The sequence below is a fragment of the Nostoc sp. KVJ20 genome (assembly GCF_001712795.1).
In the GTDB taxonomy this organism is placed as follows: Bacteria; Cyanobacteriota; Cyanobacteriia; order Cyanobacteriales; family Nostocaceae; genus Nostoc.
The window spans coordinates 19,669-40,829 of the sequence record NZ_KV757696.1 but is presented as its reverse complement, the minus strand read 5'-3'; the positions used below and the strand labels follow the sequence as shown (position 1 = coordinate 40,829).

Below are 21,161 nucleotides of genomic sequence, written 5' to 3'. Positions count from 1 at the left end.
GAACAGGGAACAGGGAACAGGGAATAGGGAACAGGTTATAGGGTATGGATCATAGGAAACAGGGGATAGTTTTCTTTTCTGTCCCCTGTCACCTATTACCTCTTCCCTATTTCTTAGTAGTAATTACCTACTTTGCGATGGCGAACAGCTGTCAGCCCATCGTTTTTGGAAACACGACCTTCTTGGACGGTGCAGTATAAAATCCAGTGGTCGCTGCATTCCATGCTGCTCTGTATTTCACATTCCATGTATGCCAGAGCATCTGTCAGAATTGGTGAACCGTTTTTCGCGGTTTGAGTTTTTACTCCCGCGAAGCGATCAGCACCGGGATGCAAGCGCTTGAGGAAGTGTTTCTTGAGTTCTTGATAATTGCCTTCTTCCAAAACGTTGAGGACGAAGCGATCGCCTACTTGCATTAAGGAATCAATGGCGCGGTCTTTAGCAACGGCAATTGTGAATCCTAATGGTTGCAAACTCGCTTGCGTTACCCAGGATGCCAGCATTGCACTGGATACATTTTCTTTTTTAGTTGTGACTATATATAGTCCGCTGCTAATGCGACCCAGCGCCTTTTCCATGTTGACATCAAGGGACTTGATTTGCTTGATGTTGCGATCGCGCACTAGCAATTGTCCGATGTCTTTACCCGCTTCTTCACACAACTGGAATGTTGATGCGCTGGGAGCCTCTCTAATCCGAATCGCTGGGAAGGCTTCTTTGATGCCAGAATCGAGAAATTTTCTTCGGAGTGTATCAATGGGTTCATCATCCCCACCGTAACATTCAAACAGCCCAATCAGTTGCTTGTTCTTGGCGACAGCTAGCACCGAACTGATGCTAGCTTGGGCGGCGGCGGAGGTAGTTGGAGGCATACCAATAATGATGCCTGCTGCTCTCCCAGCTAGTTCTTGAATTTCTTGGCTTTCAGCAGTACTCAGATCCAGTACTTCTACGCCAACGCCAGTTTTCAGTATACCTTCGGCAATTGCGTGACCAAGGCGCTCACCATACCCATATTCTGAGACAAAAAACAAGCCAACTGTTGTTTCTGCTTTAGCTTGTTTTTGGCTCCAATTTTCGTAGCACCCGGTTAGAACATCTAAGTGGTGGTATAATAAAGGCCCGTGACCATTGGCGATTATATTAATCTTCCCTAGCTCACCCATCCGCTTCATCGCATTCAGCAGCGAACGAGCGTTAGGGCCCATTAAGCAGTCATAGTAAAATCTAAAGTCAGCTTCGATCGCTTCTAAATCTTCATCGAAGGTGCGATCGTCACAGAAGTGCATCCCAAAAGCATCACAGGTATAGAGAATTTGGGTTTTGCGGTCAAAGCTAAAGATTGTATCCGGCCAGTGCAGGTTAGGCGCACTCACGAATTCCATTTCGTGTCCTTTGCCGATATCTATGCGATCGCCACTTTTGACAATCCGCTTGGAAAAAGGATCGTGTACTAAGCCTTCTAAAAACTGAAGTGCAACTTTTGAGGCTAAGACGGTAGCTCTAGGAGCTAACTGGAGGACATCTTCTACTAAGCCGCTATGATCTGGCTCTGTGTGACTAACAATTATGTAATCAATTGTCTTGGGGTTAACAAGACCTTTGAGAGTCTCTAAATACAGGTGACGAAACTTCTGGTGAGAAGTATCAATCAAAACTGTTTGTTCGCCCCTAATTAGATATGAATTATAGGTTGTACCGTTTTGCAGTCCGAATTCGATATCGAAGCGATCGCGATCCCAATCAAGAGAGCGAATCGCCGTTGTATTAGGGGCAATTTCTACAGTTTGTATAGTTAACCGATGTTGAACGTTCTCTGCGTGGGCATCGCCGGTCGTAGACATCGCTACCATTATTCGTCTCCGATCGCAAATTAACAGGTTTTTCTTCTGCCCCCATTCTCTCTATTATTTTTTGTTTAAGTTGTAATAAATATCAGTTTTTGAAAAATTTAACTTGTATCAATTATGGCTGTTTTTTAGCAAAAAATATGACTCGAAAATATACTACATATTAATCTTTTCTAAGAATTTACTGAGTAGTTAATTTTGCTGTTTATCTATTCATGTCTTAATTCAAAAATATCATCTCTATTATATTATTTGACAATAAAAACTGAAAACCTGCAAACTAAAAAAAATTACACGTTTAAGACTGTTATATTAGCCTTTATTTTTGAAAATGACCTATAAATGCTAATTACAGACCATAATTTACAAATAAATCTGATGATTGTGGCACACATTATTGAGCGATCGCAAAATAAATATCTTAAAAAAATAGATTGAAATATCAATCATAAAAAGCTGGTTTTTTTAAGATACTCTCTTATAACTAAGTATAAAAGTGGGAAAGGTAGGAAAGGTAGGAAAAGTAAGATAAGTTGTTTTAGATTTTAAATCTACATCAAATAAAGCTGCTAACACTGCTTTCTCAAATGGGTATTGAATATATTTTTATCTCAAGCAAGAATCTAGTTGTGTAAAATATAAATTTTATGTAAACTTGATGAAGCAGATACTTTTTTGGAGATTAGCAAAGCAATTTTGTAGAGACTAGTTGAATCAAAAGAAACTAGGCTTGCATATCTTTTTTTATTCATCCAAATGGAAAATAGCGTAAAAATCATTTTTAAAGTTTCCATAAATCTCCGTAACCATACGAATCATCTCAGAAGTTTGGTGATACAGTCCTTTATTATCGACTTTAGACATTAATCGGAATAACGCCAGCAAATTCTTATTTTCATAGCCATAAGCTACAGCTTCAGGCTATTAAATAAATTTGCCTATACAGGCTAATGGTGTCATCTCTGATATGCCTAACTTTTTACAAAAATTCCTGATGATAAATTGCAAACTTTGATAATGTTCTCGATCCAAATACTTATCACGTAGCAGTCTTCTAGACGCTGACAACCTTAATACTTGTAGTTTAGCTTTTAGAGAGTGTAATAAAGCACTAAGCTACTTAAGTATATAGGCGTGAATAGACATAAAAATGACAAAAATTTATTGCATAAAAGGTTATTAACTATGGGATGCCGATTAAAAGTCTTTCTAACTGAGGAAGAAAAGCTGACTTTAGAAGAGTTGAGAAAAGCCAAAGATGTACCTCAACGTACTAGGGATCGTGCTCAAGTTTTACTACTGAATACTCGCGGCTTAAAAAATGAGCAAATTGCTAAAGGCCTGAACTGGGCGATTTCAACAGTACATCAAACCCTTCATCGCTGGGAAAAGATGGGTTTAGTGGGTTTATGGGATGCTCCTGGCCGAGGAGGAAAACCGCGATATTCGGAATCAGATTTGGTTTATCTAGAAAATTGTTTAGCTCAAGAGTCAGAGAGTTATAACTCTAAAGAATTAGCAAAAAAACTGGCATCTGAGCGTCAAGTCAACTTGAGTGCAGATAGATTACGACGGGTACTTAAAAAAAGGGGAAGGAGGTTTGGAAGCGCACGCAAAGAACCCCAGAAACAGAATAATTAGCTGATTGAAGAAGAATTCAGAAGTCAGAATGGGCTAAACCTTAGCTATCCGCTAACAGGAGTCAGAATAAAGACGCTCTCTACAAGACGCTAAAAGCGAACGCGGACTCGCTCTCCGCAACGCTATCAGTCGGGGATTCAGACCGGCGCAGGAATTGTTGCACCACCAACTTGAAAATTTGGTAGGGGTGCAAAAACGTCGATTATTCAGACGCGACTCGAAAATACTCGCTCTAAGTGAAGCATCCCGAAGGGTATACGCTACGAAGCACCGCAGTCATACAGAAAACATTGCTGAATTCTGACTCCTGACTCCTGAATTCTGTTCGATAAAACAAAATCCACCTAAACATTAAAGTGTTTGGTGGATTTGTTACTTATCTTTAGTGGATCCGAGCAGAGTCGAACTGCTGTCCAAATTGGGTATTGACCCCCCGCTCATTCACAGGTTTAGCCTTTCTGACCCTCAAGGCGGGAATCGTTCATTATCCCGAACGTAGGATGCTCTGATTTAATCTTAGCCAGCAAGCCAACCAGAGAACGCTTGCTAGAGCATCCGTTGGGGGTTGGTCTTCAGTCCTTAACGGAGTCAAACTAAAGACGCTCGAACCTATAAGAGGTGTTTAGGCAGCTACTAGAGCATCCTTACGAGCAAAGCTAACGATGTTATTCGCATTTACTTTTTGTTTGAGCCTTTGATTTCCGAGAGGAGACTCACTCTCGACCTGAATCACAGAGCAGCGTTCGCCAACCTGTCGAAACCGTGACGGACCCATGCGCTTCATACTTCAATTATAATACGCAATTTTGAATTCGTAATTCTTAATTTGTAATTCGTAATTATCAAAGTCAGAATATATGGCTCCACTTAGTCAAAATAGCCAATTGCTAATTTCAAAACAAACTAGCAATTAGCTATTTATCACAATTAACAATTAGCTATTTCTAAGTTAGTGCTTCAGCACCACCTACAACCTCAAGGAGTTCTTGAGTAATTGCAGCTTGTCGTGCTTTGTTGTAAGACAGGGTGAGGGTGTTAATCAGTTCACCAGCATTTTCACTGGCATTACTCATGGCTGTCATCCGCGCTGCTAGTTCACTAGCTGCCGATTCTTGTAGCGCCCGCAATAGCTGGTTACTCAGATACAAAGGTAACAGGGAATCAAGAATCTGTACTGGATCTTGTTCAAAAATCATGTCAGGAGCCAACGGGCGGACTTGGCTAGTCACTTTCTCCCGTTCGACTTGAAATTGACCACCACGGGTTGTTAAGCGGAAGATTTCGTCATCTCCTGCTTCTAAACCTTGTGGATCGAGGGGTAGTAAGGTTTGGATTACCGGACGGGAGCTAACCAAAGAGACAAATCTGGTATAGATTAATTCGATGCGGTCAACTTCTTCCGAAAGGAACAAGGAAAGTAGTTGGTCAGCGATCTGATTGGCTTCCGCTGCGGTGGGGATTTGCTCTAAGCCGGTGTAAGTAGCATCGATGGGCTGATCGCGGCGTTGAAAGTACTGGGTAGATTTGCGTCCGACGAGTACAAATTTATAGTCTAAACCTTCTGCCTGGATTTCCTTGGCGCGGTTTTCTGCACGACGGATGACGTTATTATTGTAGCCGCCGCATAGACCGCGATCGCCTGAAATTACCAACAGCCCAACTGATTTAACTTGGCGTTTTTTCAGTAGTGGTAGGTTTGCTTCTTCAAAGCGCAGACGGCTTTGCAAACCATACAATACTTGTGCCAAGCGATCGGCAAAGGGACGAGTCGCTAGCACTTGTTCTTGCGCCCGACGTACTCTAGCCGCAGCTACGAGACGCATGGCTTCTGTGATTTTTTTGGTATTTTTGACCGACTGAATGCGATCGCGTATTGCTTTTAGATTGGCCATATTCTTGAGTTAGGAGTTAGGAGTTAGGAGTTAGGAGTTAAGAGCTAGGAGTATTTCATTAACTTTTAACTCTTAACTCTTCACTCCTCACTATTAATTACGCTGCTGCTTTGAAGGTCTTCTTGTATTCGGTGAGTGCTTCTTTCAAGGCAGCTTCTTCTGCGTCACCTAGTGCTTTGGAGGCTTTTACTCCTTCGGCATACTGGGTTTTACCAGTCTTTAAGTAGTCCCGCAGACCTTTGGTGAAGGTGGTTACTTGATTTACAGGCACGTCATCTAAGTAGCCATTAATACCAGCGTACAAAATTGCTACTTGCTCATATACTGAGAGTGGCGAATTTTGTGGCTGCTTCAGAAGTTCGCGCAACCGTTGACCCCGTGCCAACTGGTCTTGAGTGGCTTTATCTAAGTCAGAAGCAAATTGAGCGAAGGCTTGTAGGTCGTCAAATTGGGCTAGTTCCAATTTAATCTTACCGGCAACTTTTTTCATTGCCTTGGTTTGAGCCGCAGAACCCACACGGGATACAGAAATACCGGGGTTTACAGCGGGACGGATACCAGCGTTAAACAAGTCAGAAGACAGGAATATCTGACCATCGGTAATAGAAATTACGTTGGTGGGGATGTATGCTGAAACGTCACCAGCTTGGGTTTCGATGATTGGTAGGGCGGTCATGCTGCCTTTACCTAATTCGTCACTCAGCTTTGCGGCTCTTTCTAACAAACGGGAGTGGATGTAGAATACATCACCAGGGTAAGCTTCGCGTCCGGGTGGGCGACGCAGCAGTAGGGACATTTGGCGGTAAGCTTGGGCTTGCTTGGAAAGGTCATCATAAATTACCAGGGTAGCTTTGCCTTTGTACATAAAGTACTCAGCAATAGTTGCGCCTGTGTAAGGAGCTAGGTATTGTAGGGTTGCTGGTTCACTGGCACTAGCTGCGACGACGACGGTGTAATCCATTGCGCCTTTTTCTTGCAATGTCTGCACCACGTTAGCAACTGTGGAAGCTTTTTGACCGATCGCAACGTAGACACAAACTACATCTTCTTCTTTTTGGTTGATGATGGTGTCGATCGCGATCGCAGTTTTACCGGTTTGGCGATCGCCAATAATCAATTCCCGCTGACCACGACCGATAGGAATCATTGAGTCAATAGCTGTGATCCCCGTTTGCATGGGTTCGTGTACAGACCGACGGGCAATGATACCTGGTGCTGGAGATTCAATCAAACGGCTTTCTGAGGATTTGATGTCTCCTTTACCATCAATGGGACGACCCAAAGCGTCTACAACTCTTCCAATTAGAGCTTCTCCCACAGGTACTTGGGCAATTCTACCAGTGGCAGTTACAGAACTACCTTCTTGAATTTCTAGCCCTTCACCCATCAACACCGCGCCCACGTTGTCTTCTTCTAAGTTTTGAGCGATGCCAATTGTGCCATCTTCAAATTCTAAGAGTTCCCCAGACATAGCCTTTTCCAGACCATAGATCCGGGCAATGCCGTCACCAACTTGGAGGACAGTACCAACGTTAGCAACTTTGACCTCTTGATCGTATTGCTCGATTTGTTGTTGGATAATGCTGCTAATTTCGTCAGGTCTAATTGATATGCTCATGTGTCTATCTTTTTTGCTTTCGAGACGGAAGTAAAAGGGACTGGGGATTAGGGATTGGGGATTAGGGATTGGGGATGGAAAGAATTTATGACTATAATCTTTTTCCTAGTCCCCAGTACCCAGTCCCCAGTCCCAATTTTCTAGCTATTGGTTAAGCGCAATGAAAGGCGGCGCAACTGACCCCGGATACTGGCGTCAATTACCTGAGAACCTACTTTAATGATCACACCACCAATTAACTCGCTGTCTACATTGGTTTCTAGTTCTACCTGGCGAGCATTCGTAATGGCGATCACCTTTTCTGTAATTGCCTGCTGTTGAGCTTCTGTGAGGGGAACGGCTGAAATTACTTCCGCTAATACGGTTTGATTCAGCTGCCGCAACAGCGCCAAATACTGTTGAAAAATTGATTCCAAAAATGCAATGCGCCGTTTATCTACCAATACCAGCAAAAAATTGCGTAAGTAGGGGTTAGATCCTTCACCGAGTATTTGTTTGATGAGAGCTTTTTTGTTCTCAGACTGAATAAACGGGTTGCTGAAGAAGTTATGTAGCTGTTTGTCTGCTCTGAGCAGGCCGAGGAAAGTCCGCGCATCTTCCCCGAACTCTTCTGTCAAATTTTTCGATTGCGCTATTGACAAAAGTGCCTGTGCGTAAGGTTGGGCTACTTCAGCTGCCGCTACCTGACTTGTCATACATTGCCTCCCAGTTGTGCGATGCTGCGGTCAATTAAACTTTGTTGAGCATCGTCGGCAATCCCGCTTTTGAGTTGCGATTCGACTTTTTGCAATGCTAGTGTAGCTACCCGTTGCCGCAGTTGAGCGATCGCTCGATCAGTTTCGGTGTTTAAATCTGCTGCTGCTGTTTGTTTCAAGCGTTCTACGTCTTGCACTGCCTTCGCTAACAAGGCTTCTTTCGCTTTTTGAGCGTTTTCTACAGCAGATTGGCGGATGCGTTCTGCCTCTGCTTGAGATTGCTTTAATTGCTCTTGCGCTTGGGAAAGGGCAATCTTTGCCTCTTTTAAGCGCCCTTCTGCTTCCTGAATTGCGGTGGCAATATTGGATTGTCGCTCGTTCAGGATATTGCTTAAAACTTTACGTCCGAAGTAGAATAATATGCCAATCAGAATCGCTAGATTGATCAGATTGGTTTCAAAAATGTCTAGGTTTAGACCGAAACCACCTTCTGCTGCGCCTTCTGCCAATTCAGAGTGAACAGCGTTCGCTTCTGCGGCAAGTAATAAGAATGTCCCCATGATACCCATTTACAAGTGCGCTGCTCGCTGCTAATACGTTGTATTTTCCCCAAGGGAAATTTTAAGTATCTTTCCCCAAAGGGAAATTTAAGTATCTTTTCCCCGTAAGGAAGTTAAGTATCTTTTCCCAGAAGGGAAAAAAGTGCCTTTTTGTGACACTTAAATTTTGCGCTCTGGACTAGGGCCCAGTTGCGCGTATGCTTTCACAGAGCCAGTCTAGTTAGCTTATCTAACTGGAGTTGGCCCCAATAGTTTTTCTAGAATCTGCCGGCTTAAAGCATCAACTTGTTGCTCTAAGGTACGAAAAGCTTCCTGCTTTTGTTGTTCTATTTCAACAGAAGCTTGTTCTCGTTGAGTCTGAGCTTCTTTTTGGGCCTCAGCAATTTTCTCAGCAGTAATTTTCTTAGCTTCAAGTTGAGCTGCTTCTATAGTCGCTTGCGATTGTCTGCGAGCGTCTGCGAGTTGCTGCTCATATTCGGTAGCCAAGCGCTCGGCTTTAGCCAAGCTCTCCCGCGCCTCAAGGGTATTCGTTCGGATGTAACTATCGCGATCGTCTAGTACCTTGGTCAGTGGCTTATAGAAAATTGCATTCAACAAAGCTGCCAAGAGCAGGAATTGCAATGCCATGAAGGGCAAGGTAGCATCGAAATCAAACATTTGTCTCCTCTTTGGCTGGAGTAGCAGTTTTCATGGCTAGCAACGTCATCCAACCTTTCATATTTTAGAGACCCATAGCCAACAAGGGTCAAGTAATTTTGGATTTTAGATTTGCAATTTTGGTGAAGCAGCGCGGTCTTCTCCCAAGGGGAGACGCCAAGGGCGATGGGGGTTTCCCCCATGAGCGACTGCTGAACCCAAAGGGATTAACACTAATCCAAGGGTTATGTTCTTCTGAGCATTTTAGATTAATGATTTGAGATTTGTTTCACCAATCACCTTCGGCACATGTACCGGAAACTCTTGATAATCCAAAATCCAAAATCCAAAATCTAAAATCTAAAATCACATTAGAATGACTAAATACCTAAAACCTCTTAGATTGTAGAGGCGTGATGATTCACGTCTCCACACTCACAAAATTTTCAGGTATTAGCCGAAGGGGTTAGCAAACAGCAATACCAAGGCAATTACTAGACCATAGATAGTCAAGGATTCCATGAATGCCAAGGTTAATAGCAGAGTACCGCGAATTTTTCCTTCTGCTTCAGGTTGACGAGCAATACCTTCTACTGCTTGTCCAGCAGCGTTACCTTGACCAATACCAGGGCCAATTGCAGCTAAACCAATCGCTAAAGCAGCAGCGAGAACTGAAGCAGCCTGAACTAATGGATCCATGTTGATTTTCCTTGCTTTGATTACAAAACTAACAAAAGTACGTTAACGATTAGAAACGTGGTTTTCACGCTGCACATAAGTTCTTTGATCGCGCTTTGCGATATTTTGAGCGAATATGCTCTTGGAACTGTGCTATCAACTGAGAAGTTTAATGCTCCTCATGTTCTTCTCCGCCATGCCCCTCCATTGCCTCATGAATGTATGCTCCGGCGAGGGTGGCGAAAACCAGGGCTTGAATGGCACTGGTAAACAAACCCAAGGCCATTACAGGCAGAGGTACAAATAGAGGAACTAGCAGCACCAACACCGCTACAACCAATTCATCCGCCAAAATATTACCAAATAGCCGGAAGCTTAGGGAGAGAGGTTTGGTGAAATCTTCAAGAATTGCGATCGGCAACAAAACAGGTGTTGGCTCTATATATTTCTTAAAGTAGCCTAAACCCCGTTTGCTAAAACCTGCGTAAAAGTACGCCAAGGAAGTCAGCAATGCCAATGCAACAGTCGTATTGATGTCATTGGTGGGAGCTGCCAATTCGCCTGAAGGTAGCTTGATGAGCTTCCAGGGAATTAGTGCGCCTGACCAGTTCGATACGAAAATAAACAAGAACAATGTGCCAATAAATGGCACCCAAGGGCGGTACTCTTTCTCACCGAGTTGGTTTTTGGCCAAATCACGAATGAATTCTAGGGCGTATTCCATCAAATTTTGGATGCCCTTGGGAATTCTTTGTGCATTTCGAGTAGCAGCTATTGAGGCTACTACTAGAATACTAATCACAAACCATGAGGTGAGAAAAACTTGCCCATGAATTTTAAGATTGCCCAACTGCCAGTAGAAATGATGTCCTACTTCTAATTCGGCGAGGGGAAAAGAATTAAAGGCGTTTAAGACACTAAGCATTTGCATTCTTCAAGCATTTTCCCCAACGAGCGAGGATGGGATTACTATCTTTGTGAGCCTGAATTCTTAAGAATCAGGAATGAACGCAATTTGCACCATATAGACGAGGAGCGTGGCTTTGTAAGTTAGAAATCCCAAAAAAATGGGTAGAATCTGTAGCTCACGCCATTGAGTTGCTACGATCATGACTCCCATAAATAGAGCAAAACGAGTTTTGCTCAGACTGGTTTTCTCACTACCGAGCTGCTCAACATCTCTAGCCAACATTTTTAAGTAAACCACACCTGTACACGCCCCAATTAAATAATTTAGGGCAATGTTTAAGGAATAAAAAATCCACACAGAGATAAAAATAACCCCCGTCAAGACAAGCGTGATTACCAACAATCGCTGGAAGAGTTGATAGAACTCTTGCATGGAGTTATCCGATTCTGTGTCTTCAGAATCGGTTTTAGCATCTTGTTGCGTTGTCGGAGTGGGCGCAATTGATTCGTCAGACAAGCTCACGGGACTTGAAACCAGTACAGTTAAATATGATGACTGCACATTCAGTCAGCTGAATCATATCACGATGCGGTAACAATACTTTAGGAAAAAACAATTAACTTCTTGTCAACATCAGAGAGTAAGTGCCGACGGACTAAAGCTTACAGCACTTTTACCAAGTCCGCCGACGTGGACGTGGTGAAAAAATAAGGGTTTTATAGACCATTCGTAAATTGAGGGCAGGCAAGATGCCTACCCCACAAGAGTTTTGGGTTGAATCTATCTCTCGATTAAATTATCTTGGCAGTCCGTAGACCGAACAGCAAACCTACAGATAAGCCAAAGAATAAACCCAAGAAGACGACATAAGATACAATTGCAAACATTTATTGCTCTCCAGAATACTTCCTAAATCTATTGAATCATTAGTTGTTGGGCATTGGGAATGGGGCATTGGGCATGGTGGTAGAGGGGAAATACTTACTACAACTTTTCCCCTGCTTCCTTGTTTCTTAACCAATCCCCAATTCCCAATGCCCTATGCCCATTTCCGAGATTGCGATACAATACAGCCCACGGACGCTTGTTTGGGGTTGGGCAATGACTTCTGTAATTAATGTAAATTTACCAGAGCAGTCTTATGAGATTGCGATAACTTCGTCGAGCTACGCTAACGCACCTTCGAGTTTAGATCAATTAGGTCAACAGATGGCCAGTCTCAAGCTAGGCAAGAAGGTACTGCTGGTTTCTAATCCGACAATTTTTAAGCATTTTGGCGAAAGAGCGATCGCATCTCTAACAGCTGCCGGATTTGAAGTCGCTAGCTGCACTCTACCACCTGGTGAACGCTATAAAACCCTCAATTCTATCCAAAAACTCTACGATATCGCCTTGGAAAACCGCCTAGAACGTTCTTCTACTATGGTGGCTTTGGGCGGAGGTGTAATTGGTGATATGACTGGCTTTGCGGCTGCAACTTGGTTGCGCGGCATTAATGTTGTCCAAGTACCTACCTCTCTGTTGGCGATGGTGGATTCGGCAATTGGTGGCAAAACTGGCGTGAATCATCCCCACGGTAAAAACTTAATTGGGGCATTCCACCAACCGCGTTTCGTTTTGATTGACCCAGATGTGTTAAAAACTCTACCTATGCGTGAGTTTCGGGCAGGGATGGCAGAAGTTATTAAGTACGGTGTGATTTGGGATGCCGAATTGTTTGCCCAGTTGGAAGCAAGTAAACGCCTTGACCAACTCCGCTATGTAAAACCTGAACTGATACATACCATATTAACGCGCTCTTGTCAAGCTAAAGCTGATGTTGTTAGCAAAGATGAGAAAGAAGGAGGATTACGGGCGATTCTCAACTATGGACATACCATCGGTCATGCAGTGGAAAGTTTGACTGGTTATCGTCTAGTAAATCATGGTGAAGCGGTAGCCATTGGTATGGTAGCAGCCGGTCAAATTGCTGTGGATTTAGGACTGTGGCAAAAAGAAGACACAGAACGTCAAAATGCTTTAATTCAAAAAACGGGTTTACCAACTCAATTACCAACTGGGGTAGATATTGAAGCAATTATTGAGGCGTTGCAATTAGATAAGAAAGTCCAAGCCGGGAAAGTGCGGTTTGTTTTACCAACGGAGATTGGTGTAGTAACGGTTACCGATGAAGTATCATCTGATATTATTCGCCAAGTTTTGCGGGGAATGTAAAGAATTTAGGAGTCAGAACAAAAATTAGTTGCTCTGTCATTCAATTACGAATTACGAATTACGAATTACGAATTATTGAGCCATGATACTCCAAGCAAAGAATCAATTAACCTTGCAAGAGTTTCTAAATCTTCCGCCAGAAGAGGGAGACATAACTTATGAGCTAGTTGATGGTCAGGCAATTCCTAAAATGTCACCAAAATTTTTTCACGCTAAACTTACCCGCGTTCTTCTCAATTTGATTGAGCAATCGTGTGAGGGGAAAGGAGAAGTTTGCCCGGAATGGGCTGTTGCATTAACTCGTCGGGGACGAGATTGGATGCCAATTCCAGATATTTTATACATTTCTTATGAGCGTTTACCCGCTAACTGGGATGAAAACGAAGCTTGTCCTGTTCCTCCTGATTTGGTGATTGAGATTATTTCCCCAGGACAAACCTTTGGACAAATGGTGGCTAAAGCCAAAGATTATTTAGATGCTAAGGTGCTGCGCGTGTGGATATTAGATATTAAAGCCAGAAGCATTACTGTTTTTTATCCAGATGCAGCACCACAAACTTATATGGGAGAAGAACTACTCACAGATTCTTTGTTTGAAGGACTGCAATTTACTATTGAGCAAGTGTTTCAAAAGGCAAAAATACCATTAGCTACTGAATAGTACATTTTTCATATCCAGCACAATTCTCTTGCTCTTAACATCCATCAAAAATTTCAAGATTAATTCATCCATTTGTGGGAGGTAATTAGCAACCCCATAAGTGTATTTTGCTTATCATCAGACCAAAACAAGATGGTTTGAATCAGCATTCACACAAGGGATGTATCAATCATGTTAAACCTGATATTTGCCGGATGTATAAAAATAAAACCCTGGGTGGTTTCAACAGCTTTTTTATTGGCTGTACAGACTTCCGCCAATGCTGAACAACCCCTTCCTCGTTTGACTCCAACACAAGCTCAAAATTTATCTCGTGACTTGGTTCCACATAACTCTCAGGACTTTTTTAGGCAAGGAAAAGATTCAATTGAGAGAGAAATTCAAATTCTTAGGCAAAGACAACTGCGCTCAATTAAACCTATTCTTAAGATTGATTCAGTACCTCAGATAAAAAGACCAGATACTCAGCGAAAACCCTAAAATCTTAATCTAAAGTAAGAATTATAATCTTTACTATGACATTTTAGATCGCTACTTCTTGTCATTAATTCTTAAGCCATAGCACCTAAACTACACCTACAGGCATTGCAATTACTATGCTCTGCTTCGATATAACAGAGTTTTTGTGTTTTCAATAAACTTTGCAACACAAATTTACAATTTTAATCGTCTAGCAAACTCATCAATGCGTGAACCTCAACGTCTTGAGGCTCTGACAATTGATGCTGTAACTCTAATAATTCATCTTGTAATGCTTCTACTACATAGAGCATATTAGATTCTTGTGCAATTTTTAGCTGATTTTCTTTAATTTTGATTTGTTTTAGCAAGTTGTTTTCAAGATGAATTGAATTGTAATGTTGAGTAATCATAGTTTTACATTTATTATTAATTTATGGAATGCCATTAAATTTACCACCTGTGTATTATTCCACAGTTTTCTCACTTTTTAAATATCTCGTGATTTAATCTTCATTACTCGTTCGGAACCTAACGCACTGAAGTAGTCTGAATGGTAAGTTACATTTTGATCGCATTCTACGTACAAGAAATGTGTGTTATTAAATATACGCTACTCAGCAAAACTCAGCTGCGCGGGTTTACCAATGTAGCTGACTGGTGAATCTGATACTCAGAAGGGAGTATAGTTTATATAGTTAGTCCTTTGCTGAAATTTTAGTTTGATACTAAAGGAATTAAAAAATGTCTACTGATACTCACATAGTTGCTTACGTTGAAGAAAGTGAATTTGATGTTGTTTTAAATGGAAGCGAAGAGAAAGTTGTTGTTGTTGATTTTACTGCTACTTGGTGTGGCCCTTGTCGCCTGATCAGTCCGTTAATGGATCAACTTGCCGAGGAATACAAAGGTCGCGCTAAAGTTGTGAAAGTAGATGTTGACAGCAACAAGCCGATTTTCAAAAAATTCGGTCTTCGCAGCATTCCAGCAGTTTTAATTTTCAAAGATGGCATTTTAGCAGAAACTATCGTGGGAGTTTCTCCTTACGAGCAGTTTAGTGAGGCTGTTCAGAAACTTCTTGAGGTTGTTTAAACTGAATTCGTAATTCTTAATTAACAGTGACGTTTTAGGTGGAGTTCAAATTACCCGAAGTTCCGAACGTCGGCTTCCGAGCATCGGACTTCTCACCAATTGAAGCAAAATTATAAATTTTTAACCTAATACAGTTCAGTTAAGGTTACTGGTGTAGATAATTTGTTTTTGAAGACGCGATGAATCGCCGTCTCTACAAGTTTTTTGGGCTTATCTGAACTGTATGGATTTTTAACCTTTTCTTTTTCGCCTTGCAATACGCTTGGGTTTAGTTTCTAAACCCAAGCGTATTGCAGTTTATGGTTTTTGACGCTAACCCAAGCGTATTGGCTTATAGTGTGCTTGAAGTAAACCACTTGGATATTGTTTTGAGTGAATCAACTCCAATTTTTTTTCAGGGGTAGGCGGTGGGAAAAGTTGTATGCCGCCACCTAAGATAGTTGGAATAATTGAAATAATATATTCGTCAATCAAATTGTGCTGAAGAAACGAATTGATTAATGCTCCACCACCAACTAGCCAGATGTTTTCTAAGCCTTGAGCCTCTATATTTGCTAACGCCTGTTGTACTGTATCTGAAACAAATACAACGTCTTCGCGGTCAGATTTGAGATGGCGCTGAGTGAAAACGAAAGATTTTTTGTCTGGATAAGGCCATTTATCAAAACCAAGCCCTACTTCATAGGTTTTGCTGCCTAATACGATCGCATCAATCGATTCGTAGAAATCAGTGTAACCATAGTCTTCCCCTTCTATATCAAGGATTGATAGCCAATCAATTCCGCCATCGCTGCGAGCAATGTAGCCATCCAAACTAGCTGCAATGTAGAGTGTAACTTTCGTCATTTTGCTTCTGAATTTGGTATTTTTCACCCAATTCCTTACGTTTTTTGATTCTGCGATTTAAACCGGCCTGCAATAAATTCTCGCTTCGATAAATGCTTTGTATTGCGTTTGGTAACTCGCTCTCGCCACATCTTGAAACTAGATTCCTTCATTTCGCGCCTCATTAGGGCGATTACCTGTTTCTCCAGAAGCCCAAACTGAGCCTCAATGGCATCAAAAGATGTTCTATCTTCCCATGCCATTTCAATGATGCGATTGATAGTTTCCGAATCGAGGTTAGGTAGCTTCATTCCTTGGCTGGCAATTAATAAATTTGAGCTATGAAAAGGAATTCTGTATTCTTCTTCAAATATATTTTACTTTTCGTTTTGAAGAACCATTGTGTCTGCTGCACCTAGTTGAAGGGCATAGAGGTTGGCATACACACCCTGCTGATTGACAAGTTCAGTGTGAGTACCTTGCTCTACAATTTGTCCCTGCTGAATTACTAATACCTGATCTGCCTGAGTAACTGTACTGAGACGGTGGGCAATTACAAAGCTGGTACGACCTTGGAGCAAGCGAGCGATCGCACTCTGTACTAGTGCTTCTGTACGTGTGTCAATGCTGCTGGTGGCTTCATCAAGAATCAGAATTCGCGGGTTAATCAACACCGCACGAGCAATACTGATTAATTGTCGCTGTCCCTGACTTAGGGGCGCTCCCCGTTCACCCAATTGAGTTGTATAGCCTTGTGGCAATGAGGTAATGAACTCATGTACATTTGCCAGTTGTGCAGCCGCTTCGATATCAGCTTGGGTGGCATAAGGAGCGCCAAAGGCAATGTTTTCAGCAACAGTACCACTGAACAGAATATTGTCTTGCAGAACGATGCCTATTTGACGCCGCAGACTTGCTTGAGTAACACTACGCACATCAATATTATCAATTTTCACTGCACCGCCAGATACATCGTAAAAGCGCAAAATCAAGTTAATGATTGTACTTTTTCCCGAACCGGTCGGCCCGACTAACGCAACCATCTGCCCTGGATAGGCGTGCAAATTCACTCCTTTGAGAACCAGTTGATCTGGGTTGTAGCCAAACTTGACATTCTCAAATGTCACCTCACCTTGAATAGGCGGCATTTCTGTCGCATCGGGTGCATCTTTGAGTTCTGACGGCTCATCTAGTAATAAAAAGATTCGCTCTAATCCGGCAAAGGCAGATTGAGCTTGGGTGTAAAACTGGCTGAGAATTTGGATAGGGCGGAAGAACTGCTGGACGTAAAGTAAAAAGGAGGTCACTACACCCACTGTTGCTGCTTCTGTAACTGCGAGATAGCCGCCATAAGCCAGCACACCTGCGGTTGCTAGTGTGTTGAGAAAATCGATGGAGGGCAAAAAGGCTGAAGTAATTGCCACAGCTTCGACGTTGGCATCACGATTGGCGGCATTGAGAACGTCGAATTCTGCGATGTTCGTCTGTACACGATTAAATGCCTGTGCTTCTCGCACGCTGCCAATATCTTCTTCTAACTTGGCGGAAAGCTGCCCAATGGTTTGTCGGGTGACGCGAAATCTGGCTCTCGCCCAACGTGCAAACAAGCTTGTGGTAAAAATCATCAGTGGCACAACCAGGTTGCTCAACAAACCGAGTTGCAGGTTGATTGAGAGCATCGCAATGATTATACCGATCAAACTGAAAGTGTTGCCCAGCATTTGGGCGATCGTCAGTCCAAATGCCTGATTCACGGTATTAACATCATTCAGCAGACGGCTCATTAAATCGCCTGCTTCGCTGCGATCAAAAAAGCTAAGTGGCAAACTTTGGATTTTAATGAAAATATCTTGCCTCAGTTGAGCCAGCAATCGCTGCATAATCCAACCGACTCGAATGATTTGACCCCGGATTGCTAATACACCAAGTCCGTAGTTTAGTCCAAGTAGCCCTAATAACAGCAGCAGTCCTTGCAAATTACCTTGTGCAATGAGACGATCAATCGACCAGCCGAGGAAAAATGGCCCAATTGCCTGGGTTATAGCACCAATCAATACTAAAGTCAGGGCTATGGGAATTTCTTTGCGATAGAGTAGCACGTATTGCAAAAAGCGCCGCAGGGTGGAGAGTTGCTGACTCGCGTTTTCCTCAGATGCAACAACGGGAATAGTGCCTCTCATAAAAATTTTGGATTTTAGATTTGGGATTTTGGATTAAAAGTCTTTATTAAGTTAAGTCGGTGCGATTAAGGCTAATTGGTGGGGCTGTCATTTGTCATTTGTCATTTGTTATTGATAAGGGTTTTAAGACTATTTACGTTTTGGTTTATTCCCACCGACTTATTTAGAAGGGTGTGAGCAAAATTAATTATGCTAATTGAGGATTATTTTTCTCCTTTGGTTTTACTTGAGATTCTAAAATCACCCCGTAGAGTGGGCTGGTTTGCATCAATTCTTCGTGAGTGCCTTGTGCTACCAATCGTCCTTTATCTATCAGAAAAATGCGATCGGCATTCTTGACGGTGCTAATGCGTTGAGCTACTACAAAAGTTGTACAAGCTTTTTGGCGCATGAAGCCATCTAGTTCGGCTTGAATCTGGGCAGCAGTTTTGGCATCCACTGCTGAGGTACTATCATCCAAAATCAGAATGCTGTAATCGGTTAGTAAGGTACGAGCGATCGCAATTCTTTGTTTTTGTCCACCAGATAAGCCCACGCCCCGTTCTCCCACAATTGTCTCGTAGCCATCGGGTAAACCGCTAATAAAATCGTGCATTTGTGCGGTTTTGGCAACTTCAATTACCTCTTCTAAGGTTGCATCGGGTTTGGCGTAGGCAATATTTTCGCGGATTGTGCCAGAGAAGAGGGTGGTTTCCTGAAATACAATACCAATACGCGATCGCAGACTTTTGAGCGTAAAATCTTTTACATCTCGTCCGTCAATGCGAACTGCTCCCCCTGTGACATCATAAAAGCGGGCAAGCAAGTTCATAATTGTGCTTTTCCCGGAACCAGTCATCCCTAAAACGGCGATTAGCTCTTTGGGCTTGGTTTCAAAGGAAACTTCTTTGAGAGTTTCGGTTGTTGCTCCTGGATAGCGAAAGGAAACATTTTCAAAGGTGATTCTACCAACGCAGGTGTCAAATGGGACAGCGCCGGGGCGATCGCGAATTTCTACCTCTGCATCTACAACTTCATAGACTCGTTCGGCGGAAGCAGCTGATTGAGCGATCGCAGGTGCAGCAAATCCAATTAACAAAATTGGTTGGAGAATCAACGCTAGGTATGAATTAAACGCCACCAGTTCGCCAATGGAAAATCTATTCCCAATTACCTGCGCTCCCCCGTAGCCGAAAACTGCCAGTGTTACTAAATTACTCAGCAAAAAGATCACGGGGAAGGTATCACGGATGGCGCTAATGGTTTTCATGTTTGCCTTGACTAGGCCATCATTCAGTGTTGTGTAACGCGACCTTTCAGTTGATTCCCGCACAAAGGCTTTCACTACCCGAATTCCGAGTAAGTTCTCTTGCAATACAGCATTGAGGTTACTCAGTTGCTCTTGTACCTGTCGAAAAAGTTTGTTATTTCGGTTGATGAATCGCGCCATTAACCATCCGGCTAGGGGTACTACCGTTAGCGTAATCAGCGCTAATTGCCAGTTCATCACCAGCAAAACTACCGAAATAGTCACCAATGTCACAATTGAACCGATGACCTGAATTAAGTTAGTGCCAACAAAGGTACGGATCTGCTCAATGTCACTGGTGACACGGGTTAGTAGTTGGGAAGTCTGCGCCTGGTCATGATAGCTGAAACTGAGAGTTTGAATTTTGCTAAAAATTTTGTTTCGCAGGTCATAAGCTACACCCTGAGACACTGCTTCTGCTAAATAGCTTTGTCCAAAGTTAAATACACCACGAGCGATCGCGGCGACTACCATCCAGGCGGCGCTATACAGCACAATTTGGAGGTTTTGTTTGATGATTCCTTGATCTATTCCCCACCGAAATAGTTGTGGGGTAACTGCGTTTGCGATCGTCAACAGCAACAGACTGACCAATGCTCCTAGCGAAGTCCATCGGTAAGTGCTTAAACTCTTAAGCACGCGCTGGATTGACTGTATTGACGAAGTTTCCTGGAGTTCTGGTTGCTGAACCACTGGAATTCACCCCTGTATCTTTGGAAAATTATCTCGTATTTTGATTGTAAAAAACCACATTGGCTAATTGAGAGTGAGGAATGTGGGATCTATTTGTCGTGGAAATTCCAAATTTTGGGACAACGGTATGGGAAAATACCTCTTTGGCAAGCATTGCGGCTAATTTTAAATACCTAAGAAAACCAAAGAACAAGAATAATGGCTCAAAATTTTCATAGCAATTCCCCACTTCCCTCGGATATCTCAACTGTTATCAGCCGCACAGCCAAGCCAAGTTCTGAGTTCTACTCTATTTTTTCTGAAGAAGAAGTTTTAGAAATAATTCATGCATTAGAATTCAGACGAGAAATACCATTAAAGTATTCTTATAAAGGTAGAGGCGCAAACATCTGGAATGAGTTTTATCTCAAATATCTTATTCCTACATGGTATCGAACATCAAATGTAGAAATTGAACTTTTAAAGAATAACTTTCAATACTTGAATGACAATATTCAAAATGGGAAAAAAGTCAATATTGTAGATGTAGGTGCAGGAAATTCATATCCGGTTAAAGATTTTATTCAAAGACTTAATAAATTAGCAAAAATCAATAAATATATCGCATTGGATATTAGCGATGAATTGCTGAATTTATCTAGAAAAAACTTCAAAAAATGGTTTCCTCTCGTCGATTTTATCAGTTCTACAATTGACATCGAAAATAGTTGCATACCCAAAACTTTATTCCAACAAAATAAAGCTAACCTTGAAATTGATGACACAGCAAAAATATTTTTTCACTTAGGGGTTACTATTGGTAATCATCAAAATAGAGACAAGGTATTCAAAAACTTTAGAGATAGCATGGGGAAAAACGATTTTCTGGTATTCACTAATGAAATTGGCTCTAACTCCAGATGGGATGGAAACGTGAGAGGTGGCTGCAAGTATCATGTAGAAGAAATATATGGATGGGTAAAAAACAAAATTGGGATTAAATCTGAAGATTGTGAATTAGTGAGGAAGTATGATTTAAAAACAGATAGTATAATCGCTAATATAAAACTACATCAGGATTACACAATAAATTTTAATCAGATGGGGATAGATAAAAAGATTGAAATCTCAGAAGGTGAAGAAATTACTATTTGGCGACATCATAAGCATGAAATGCCTGCACTTTTACAAGAACTAGAACGTTCTGGATTACAACTTATTCAATATAGTACTAACAAATACAAATCACATATTATGGTAATTTGTAAGGTTGCCAGTAACTAACCTTTT

General features: G+C 42.1%; 21 protein-coding genes and 1 other RNA gene. 6 read left to right on the top strand and 16 right to left on the bottom strand.

Features of this window, described 5'->3' with window-relative positions; genetic code table 11:
- Window positions 1-113: 113 nt before the first annotated feature.
- A complete protein-coding gene (locus tag A4S05_RS29270; RefSeq protein WP_069073286.1) occupies window positions 114-1,853 on the bottom strand; it encodes a diflavin flavoprotein in 1,740 nt (579 codons plus the stop codon).
- 1,182 nt (window positions 1,854-3,035) lie between these two features.
- Between A4S05_RS29270 and A4S05_RS29265 the strand changes: the two genes are divergently transcribed.
- The gene (locus A4S05_RS29265) at window positions 3,036-3,491 is read left to right on the top strand and encodes a helix-turn-helix domain-containing protein (RefSeq protein WP_069073285.1); all 456 of its coding nucleotides are present in this window, start codon (window positions 3,036-3,038) and stop codon (window positions 3,489-3,491) included.
- Window positions 3,492-3,874: 383 nt separating this feature from the next.
- On the opposite strand, the gene ssrA is transcribed toward A4S05_RS29265, so the two are convergent.
- The 10 genes from ssrA to petL form a co-directional block, all read right to left on the bottom strand.
- Window positions 3,875-4,264, bottom strand: a transfer-messenger RNA (tmRNA) gene (gene ssrA / locus A4S05_RS29260).
- A gap of 171 nt (window positions 4,265-4,435) precedes the next feature.
- Entirely contained in the window at window positions 4,436-5,383 is a 948-nt protein-coding gene (locus A4S05_RS29255) for a F0F1 ATP synthase subunit gamma (protein WP_069073284.1), read from the bottom strand.
- Window positions 5,384-5,480: 97 nt separating this feature from the next.
- Window positions 5,481-7,001 (bottom strand): F0F1 ATP synthase subunit alpha, encoded by a 1,521-nt coding sequence (gene atpA, locus A4S05_RS29250; RefSeq protein ID WP_069073283.1) that lies wholly within the window; start codon window positions 6,999-7,001, stop codon window positions 5,481-5,483.
- A 140-nt stretch (window positions 7,002-7,141) separates the two neighbouring features.
- A complete protein-coding gene (atpH, locus tag A4S05_RS29245; protein ID WP_069073282.1) occupies window positions 7,142-7,696 on the bottom strand; it encodes an ATP synthase F1 subunit delta in 555 nt (184 codons plus the stop codon).
- Window positions 7,693-8,265, bottom strand: coding sequence for a F0F1 ATP synthase subunit B (locus tag A4S05_RS29240; protein ID WP_069073281.1), 573 nt, complete (start codon window positions 8,263-8,265; stop codon window positions 7,693-7,695). Before A4S05_RS29240 ends, atpH begins: the two co-directional genes overlap by 4 nt.
- A gap of 216 nt (window positions 8,266-8,481) precedes the next feature.
- Window positions 8,482-8,913, bottom strand: a complete 432-nt coding sequence (locus A4S05_RS29235; RefSeq protein ID WP_069073280.1) for a F0F1 ATP synthase subunit B' — start codon at window positions 8,911-8,913, stop codon at window positions 8,482-8,484.
- Between the two features lie 432 nt (window positions 8,914-9,345).
- Entirely contained in the window at window positions 9,346-9,591 is a 246-nt protein-coding gene (gene atpE / locus A4S05_RS29230; RefSeq protein WP_012411162.1) for an ATP synthase F0 subunit C, read from the bottom strand.
- 148 nt (window positions 9,592-9,739) lie between these two features.
- Complete coding sequence (gene atpB, locus A4S05_RS29225; RefSeq protein ID WP_012411161.1) at window positions 9,740-10,501, bottom strand: F0F1 ATP synthase subunit A; 762 nt, start codon at window positions 10,499-10,501, stop codon at window positions 9,740-9,742.
- Window positions 10,502-10,561: 60 nt separating this feature from the next.
- Window positions 10,562-11,002, bottom strand: a complete 441-nt coding sequence (locus tag A4S05_RS29220) for an ATP synthase subunit I (protein ID WP_069073279.1) — start codon at window positions 11,000-11,002, stop codon at window positions 10,562-10,564.
- 269 nt (window positions 11,003-11,271) lie between these two features.
- Entirely contained in the window at window positions 11,272-11,367 is a 96-nt protein-coding gene (gene petL / locus A4S05_RS39540) for a cytochrome b6-f complex subunit PetL (protein WP_084227316.1), read from the bottom strand.
- 214 nt (window positions 11,368-11,581) lie between these two features.
- Here petL and aroB point away from each other — a divergent pair, with 214 nt between their 5' ends.
- The 3 genes from aroB to A4S05_RS29205 all read left to right on the top strand — a co-directional run bounded on the left by aroB (window position 11,582) and on the right by A4S05_RS29205 (window position 13,835).
- Window positions 11,582-12,694 (top strand): 3-dehydroquinate synthase, encoded by a 1,113-nt coding sequence (gene aroB / locus A4S05_RS29215; protein WP_069073300.1) that lies wholly within the window; start codon window positions 11,582-11,584, stop codon window positions 12,692-12,694.
- An 82-nt stretch (window positions 12,695-12,776) separates the two neighbouring features.
- On the top strand, window positions 12,777-13,355 hold the full coding sequence (locus tag A4S05_RS29210; RefSeq protein ID WP_069073278.1) for a Uma2 family endonuclease: 579 nt from the start codon (window positions 12,777-12,779) through the stop codon (window positions 13,353-13,355).
- 171 nt (window positions 13,356-13,526) lie between these two features.
- Window positions 13,527-13,835, top strand: a complete 309-nt coding sequence (locus tag A4S05_RS29205) for a hypothetical protein (RefSeq protein WP_069073277.1) — start codon at window positions 13,527-13,529, stop codon at window positions 13,833-13,835.
- Window positions 13,836-14,017: 182 nt separating this feature from the next.
- On the opposite strand, the gene A4S05_RS29200 is transcribed toward A4S05_RS29205, so the two are convergent.
- Window positions 14,018-14,227 (bottom strand): hypothetical protein, encoded by a 210-nt coding sequence (locus A4S05_RS29200; RefSeq protein ID WP_069073276.1) that lies wholly within the window; start codon window positions 14,225-14,227, stop codon window positions 14,018-14,020.
- Window positions 14,228-14,558: 331 nt separating this feature from the next.
- Here A4S05_RS29200 and trxA point away from each other — a divergent pair, with 331 nt between their 5' ends.
- On the top strand, window positions 14,559-14,906 hold the full coding sequence (gene trxA / locus A4S05_RS29195; RefSeq protein ID WP_069073275.1) for a thioredoxin: 348 nt from the start codon (window positions 14,559-14,561) through the stop codon (window positions 14,904-14,906).
- A gap of 312 nt (window positions 14,907-15,218) precedes the next feature.
- On the opposite strand, the gene A4S05_RS29190 is transcribed toward trxA, so the two are convergent.
- From A4S05_RS29190 to A4S05_RS29175, 4 genes are all read right to left on the bottom strand, one after another.
- On the bottom strand, window positions 15,219-15,752 hold the full coding sequence (locus A4S05_RS29190; RefSeq protein ID WP_069073274.1) for a dihydrofolate reductase family protein: 534 nt from the start codon (window positions 15,750-15,752) through the stop codon (window positions 15,219-15,221).
- Between the two features lie 35 nt (window positions 15,753-15,787).
- A complete protein-coding gene (locus tag A4S05_RS29185) occupies window positions 15,788-16,042 on the bottom strand; it encodes a TIGR03643 family protein (protein WP_069073273.1) in 255 nt (84 codons plus the stop codon).
- Between the two features lie 66 nt (window positions 16,043-16,108).
- Window positions 16,109-17,911: an ABC transporter ATP-binding protein gene (locus A4S05_RS29180; RefSeq protein WP_069073272.1), complete on the bottom strand. Its 1,803-nt coding sequence runs from the start codon at window positions 17,909-17,911 to the stop codon at window positions 16,109-16,111.
- 187 nt (window positions 17,912-18,098) lie between these two features.
- Complete coding sequence (locus A4S05_RS29175; RefSeq protein ID WP_069073271.1) at window positions 18,099-19,892, bottom strand: ABC transporter ATP-binding protein; 1,794 nt, start codon at window positions 19,890-19,892, stop codon at window positions 18,099-18,101.
- Window positions 19,893-20,090: 198 nt separating this feature from the next.
- Between A4S05_RS29175 and A4S05_RS29170 the strand changes: the two genes are divergently transcribed.
- Window positions 20,091-21,155, top strand: coding sequence for an L-histidine N(alpha)-methyltransferase (locus A4S05_RS29170; RefSeq protein WP_176727142.1), 1,065 nt, complete (start codon window positions 20,091-20,093; stop codon window positions 21,153-21,155).
- The last annotated feature ends 6 nt before the right edge of the window (window positions 21,156-21,161 follow it).

Coding starts and splice junctions, on each gene's coding strand:
- A4S05_RS29270 (WP_069073286.1), bottom strand. CDS start 1,853: ATGGTAGCGATGTCTACGACCGGCGATGCCCACGCAGAGAACGTTCAA.
- A4S05_RS29265 (WP_069073285.1), top strand. CDS start 3,036: ATGGGATGCCGATTAAAAGTCTTTCTAACTGAGGAAGAAAAGCTGACT.
- A4S05_RS29255 (WP_069073284.1), bottom strand. CDS start 5,383: ATGGCCAATCTAAAAGCAATACGCGATCGCATTCAGTCGGTCAAAAAT.
- atpA (WP_069073283.1), bottom strand. CDS start 7,001: ATGAGCATATCAATTAGACCTGACGAAATTAGCAGCATTATCCAACAA.
- atpH (WP_069073282.1), bottom strand. CDS start 7,696: ATGACAAGTCAGGTAGCGGCAGCTGAAGTAGCCCAACCTTACGCACAG.
- A4S05_RS29240 (WP_069073281.1), bottom strand. CDS start 8,265: ATGGGTATCATGGGGACATTCTTATTACTTGCCGCAGAAGCGAACGCT.
- A4S05_RS29235 (WP_069073280.1), bottom strand. CDS start 8,913: ATGTTTGATTTCGATGCTACCTTGCCCTTCATGGCATTGCAATTCCTG.
- atpE (WP_012411162.1), bottom strand. CDS start 9,591: ATGGATCCATTAGTTCAGGCTGCTTCAGTTCTCGCTGCTGCTTTAGCG.
- atpB (WP_012411161.1), bottom strand. CDS start 10,501: ATGCAAATGCTTAGTGTCTTAAACGCCTTTAATTCTTTTCCCCTCGCC.
- petL (WP_084227316.1), bottom strand. CDS start 11,367: ATGTTTGCAATTGTATCTTATGTCGTCTTCTTGGGTTTATTCTTTGGC.
- aroB (WP_069073300.1), top strand. CDS start 11,582: ATGACTTCTGTAATTAATGTAAATTTACCAGAGCAGTCTTATGAGATT.
- A4S05_RS29210 (WP_069073278.1), top strand. CDS start 12,777: ATGATACTCCAAGCAAAGAATCAATTAACCTTGCAAGAGTTTCTAAAT.
- A4S05_RS29205 (WP_069073277.1), top strand. CDS start 13,527: ATGTTAAACCTGATATTTGCCGGATGTATAAAAATAAAACCCTGGGTG.
- A4S05_RS29200 (WP_069073276.1), bottom strand. CDS start 14,227: ATGATTACTCAACATTACAATTCAATTCATCTTGAAAACAACTTGCTA.
- trxA (WP_069073275.1), top strand. CDS start 14,559: ATGTCTACTGATACTCACATAGTTGCTTACGTTGAAGAAAGTGAATTT.
- A4S05_RS29190 (WP_069073274.1), bottom strand. CDS start 15,752: ATGACGAAAGTTACACTCTACATTGCAGCTAGTTTGGATGGCTACATT.
- A4S05_RS29185 (WP_069073273.1), bottom strand. CDS start 16,042: ATGAAGCTACCTAACCTCGATTCGGAAACTATCAATCGCATCATTGAA.
- A4S05_RS29180 (WP_069073272.1), bottom strand. CDS start 17,911: ATGAGAGGCACTATTCCCGTTGTTGCATCTGAGGAAAACGCGAGTCAG.
- A4S05_RS29170 (WP_176727142.1), top strand. CDS start 20,091: ATGGCTCAAAATTTTCATAGCAATTCCCCACTTCCCTCGGATATCTCA.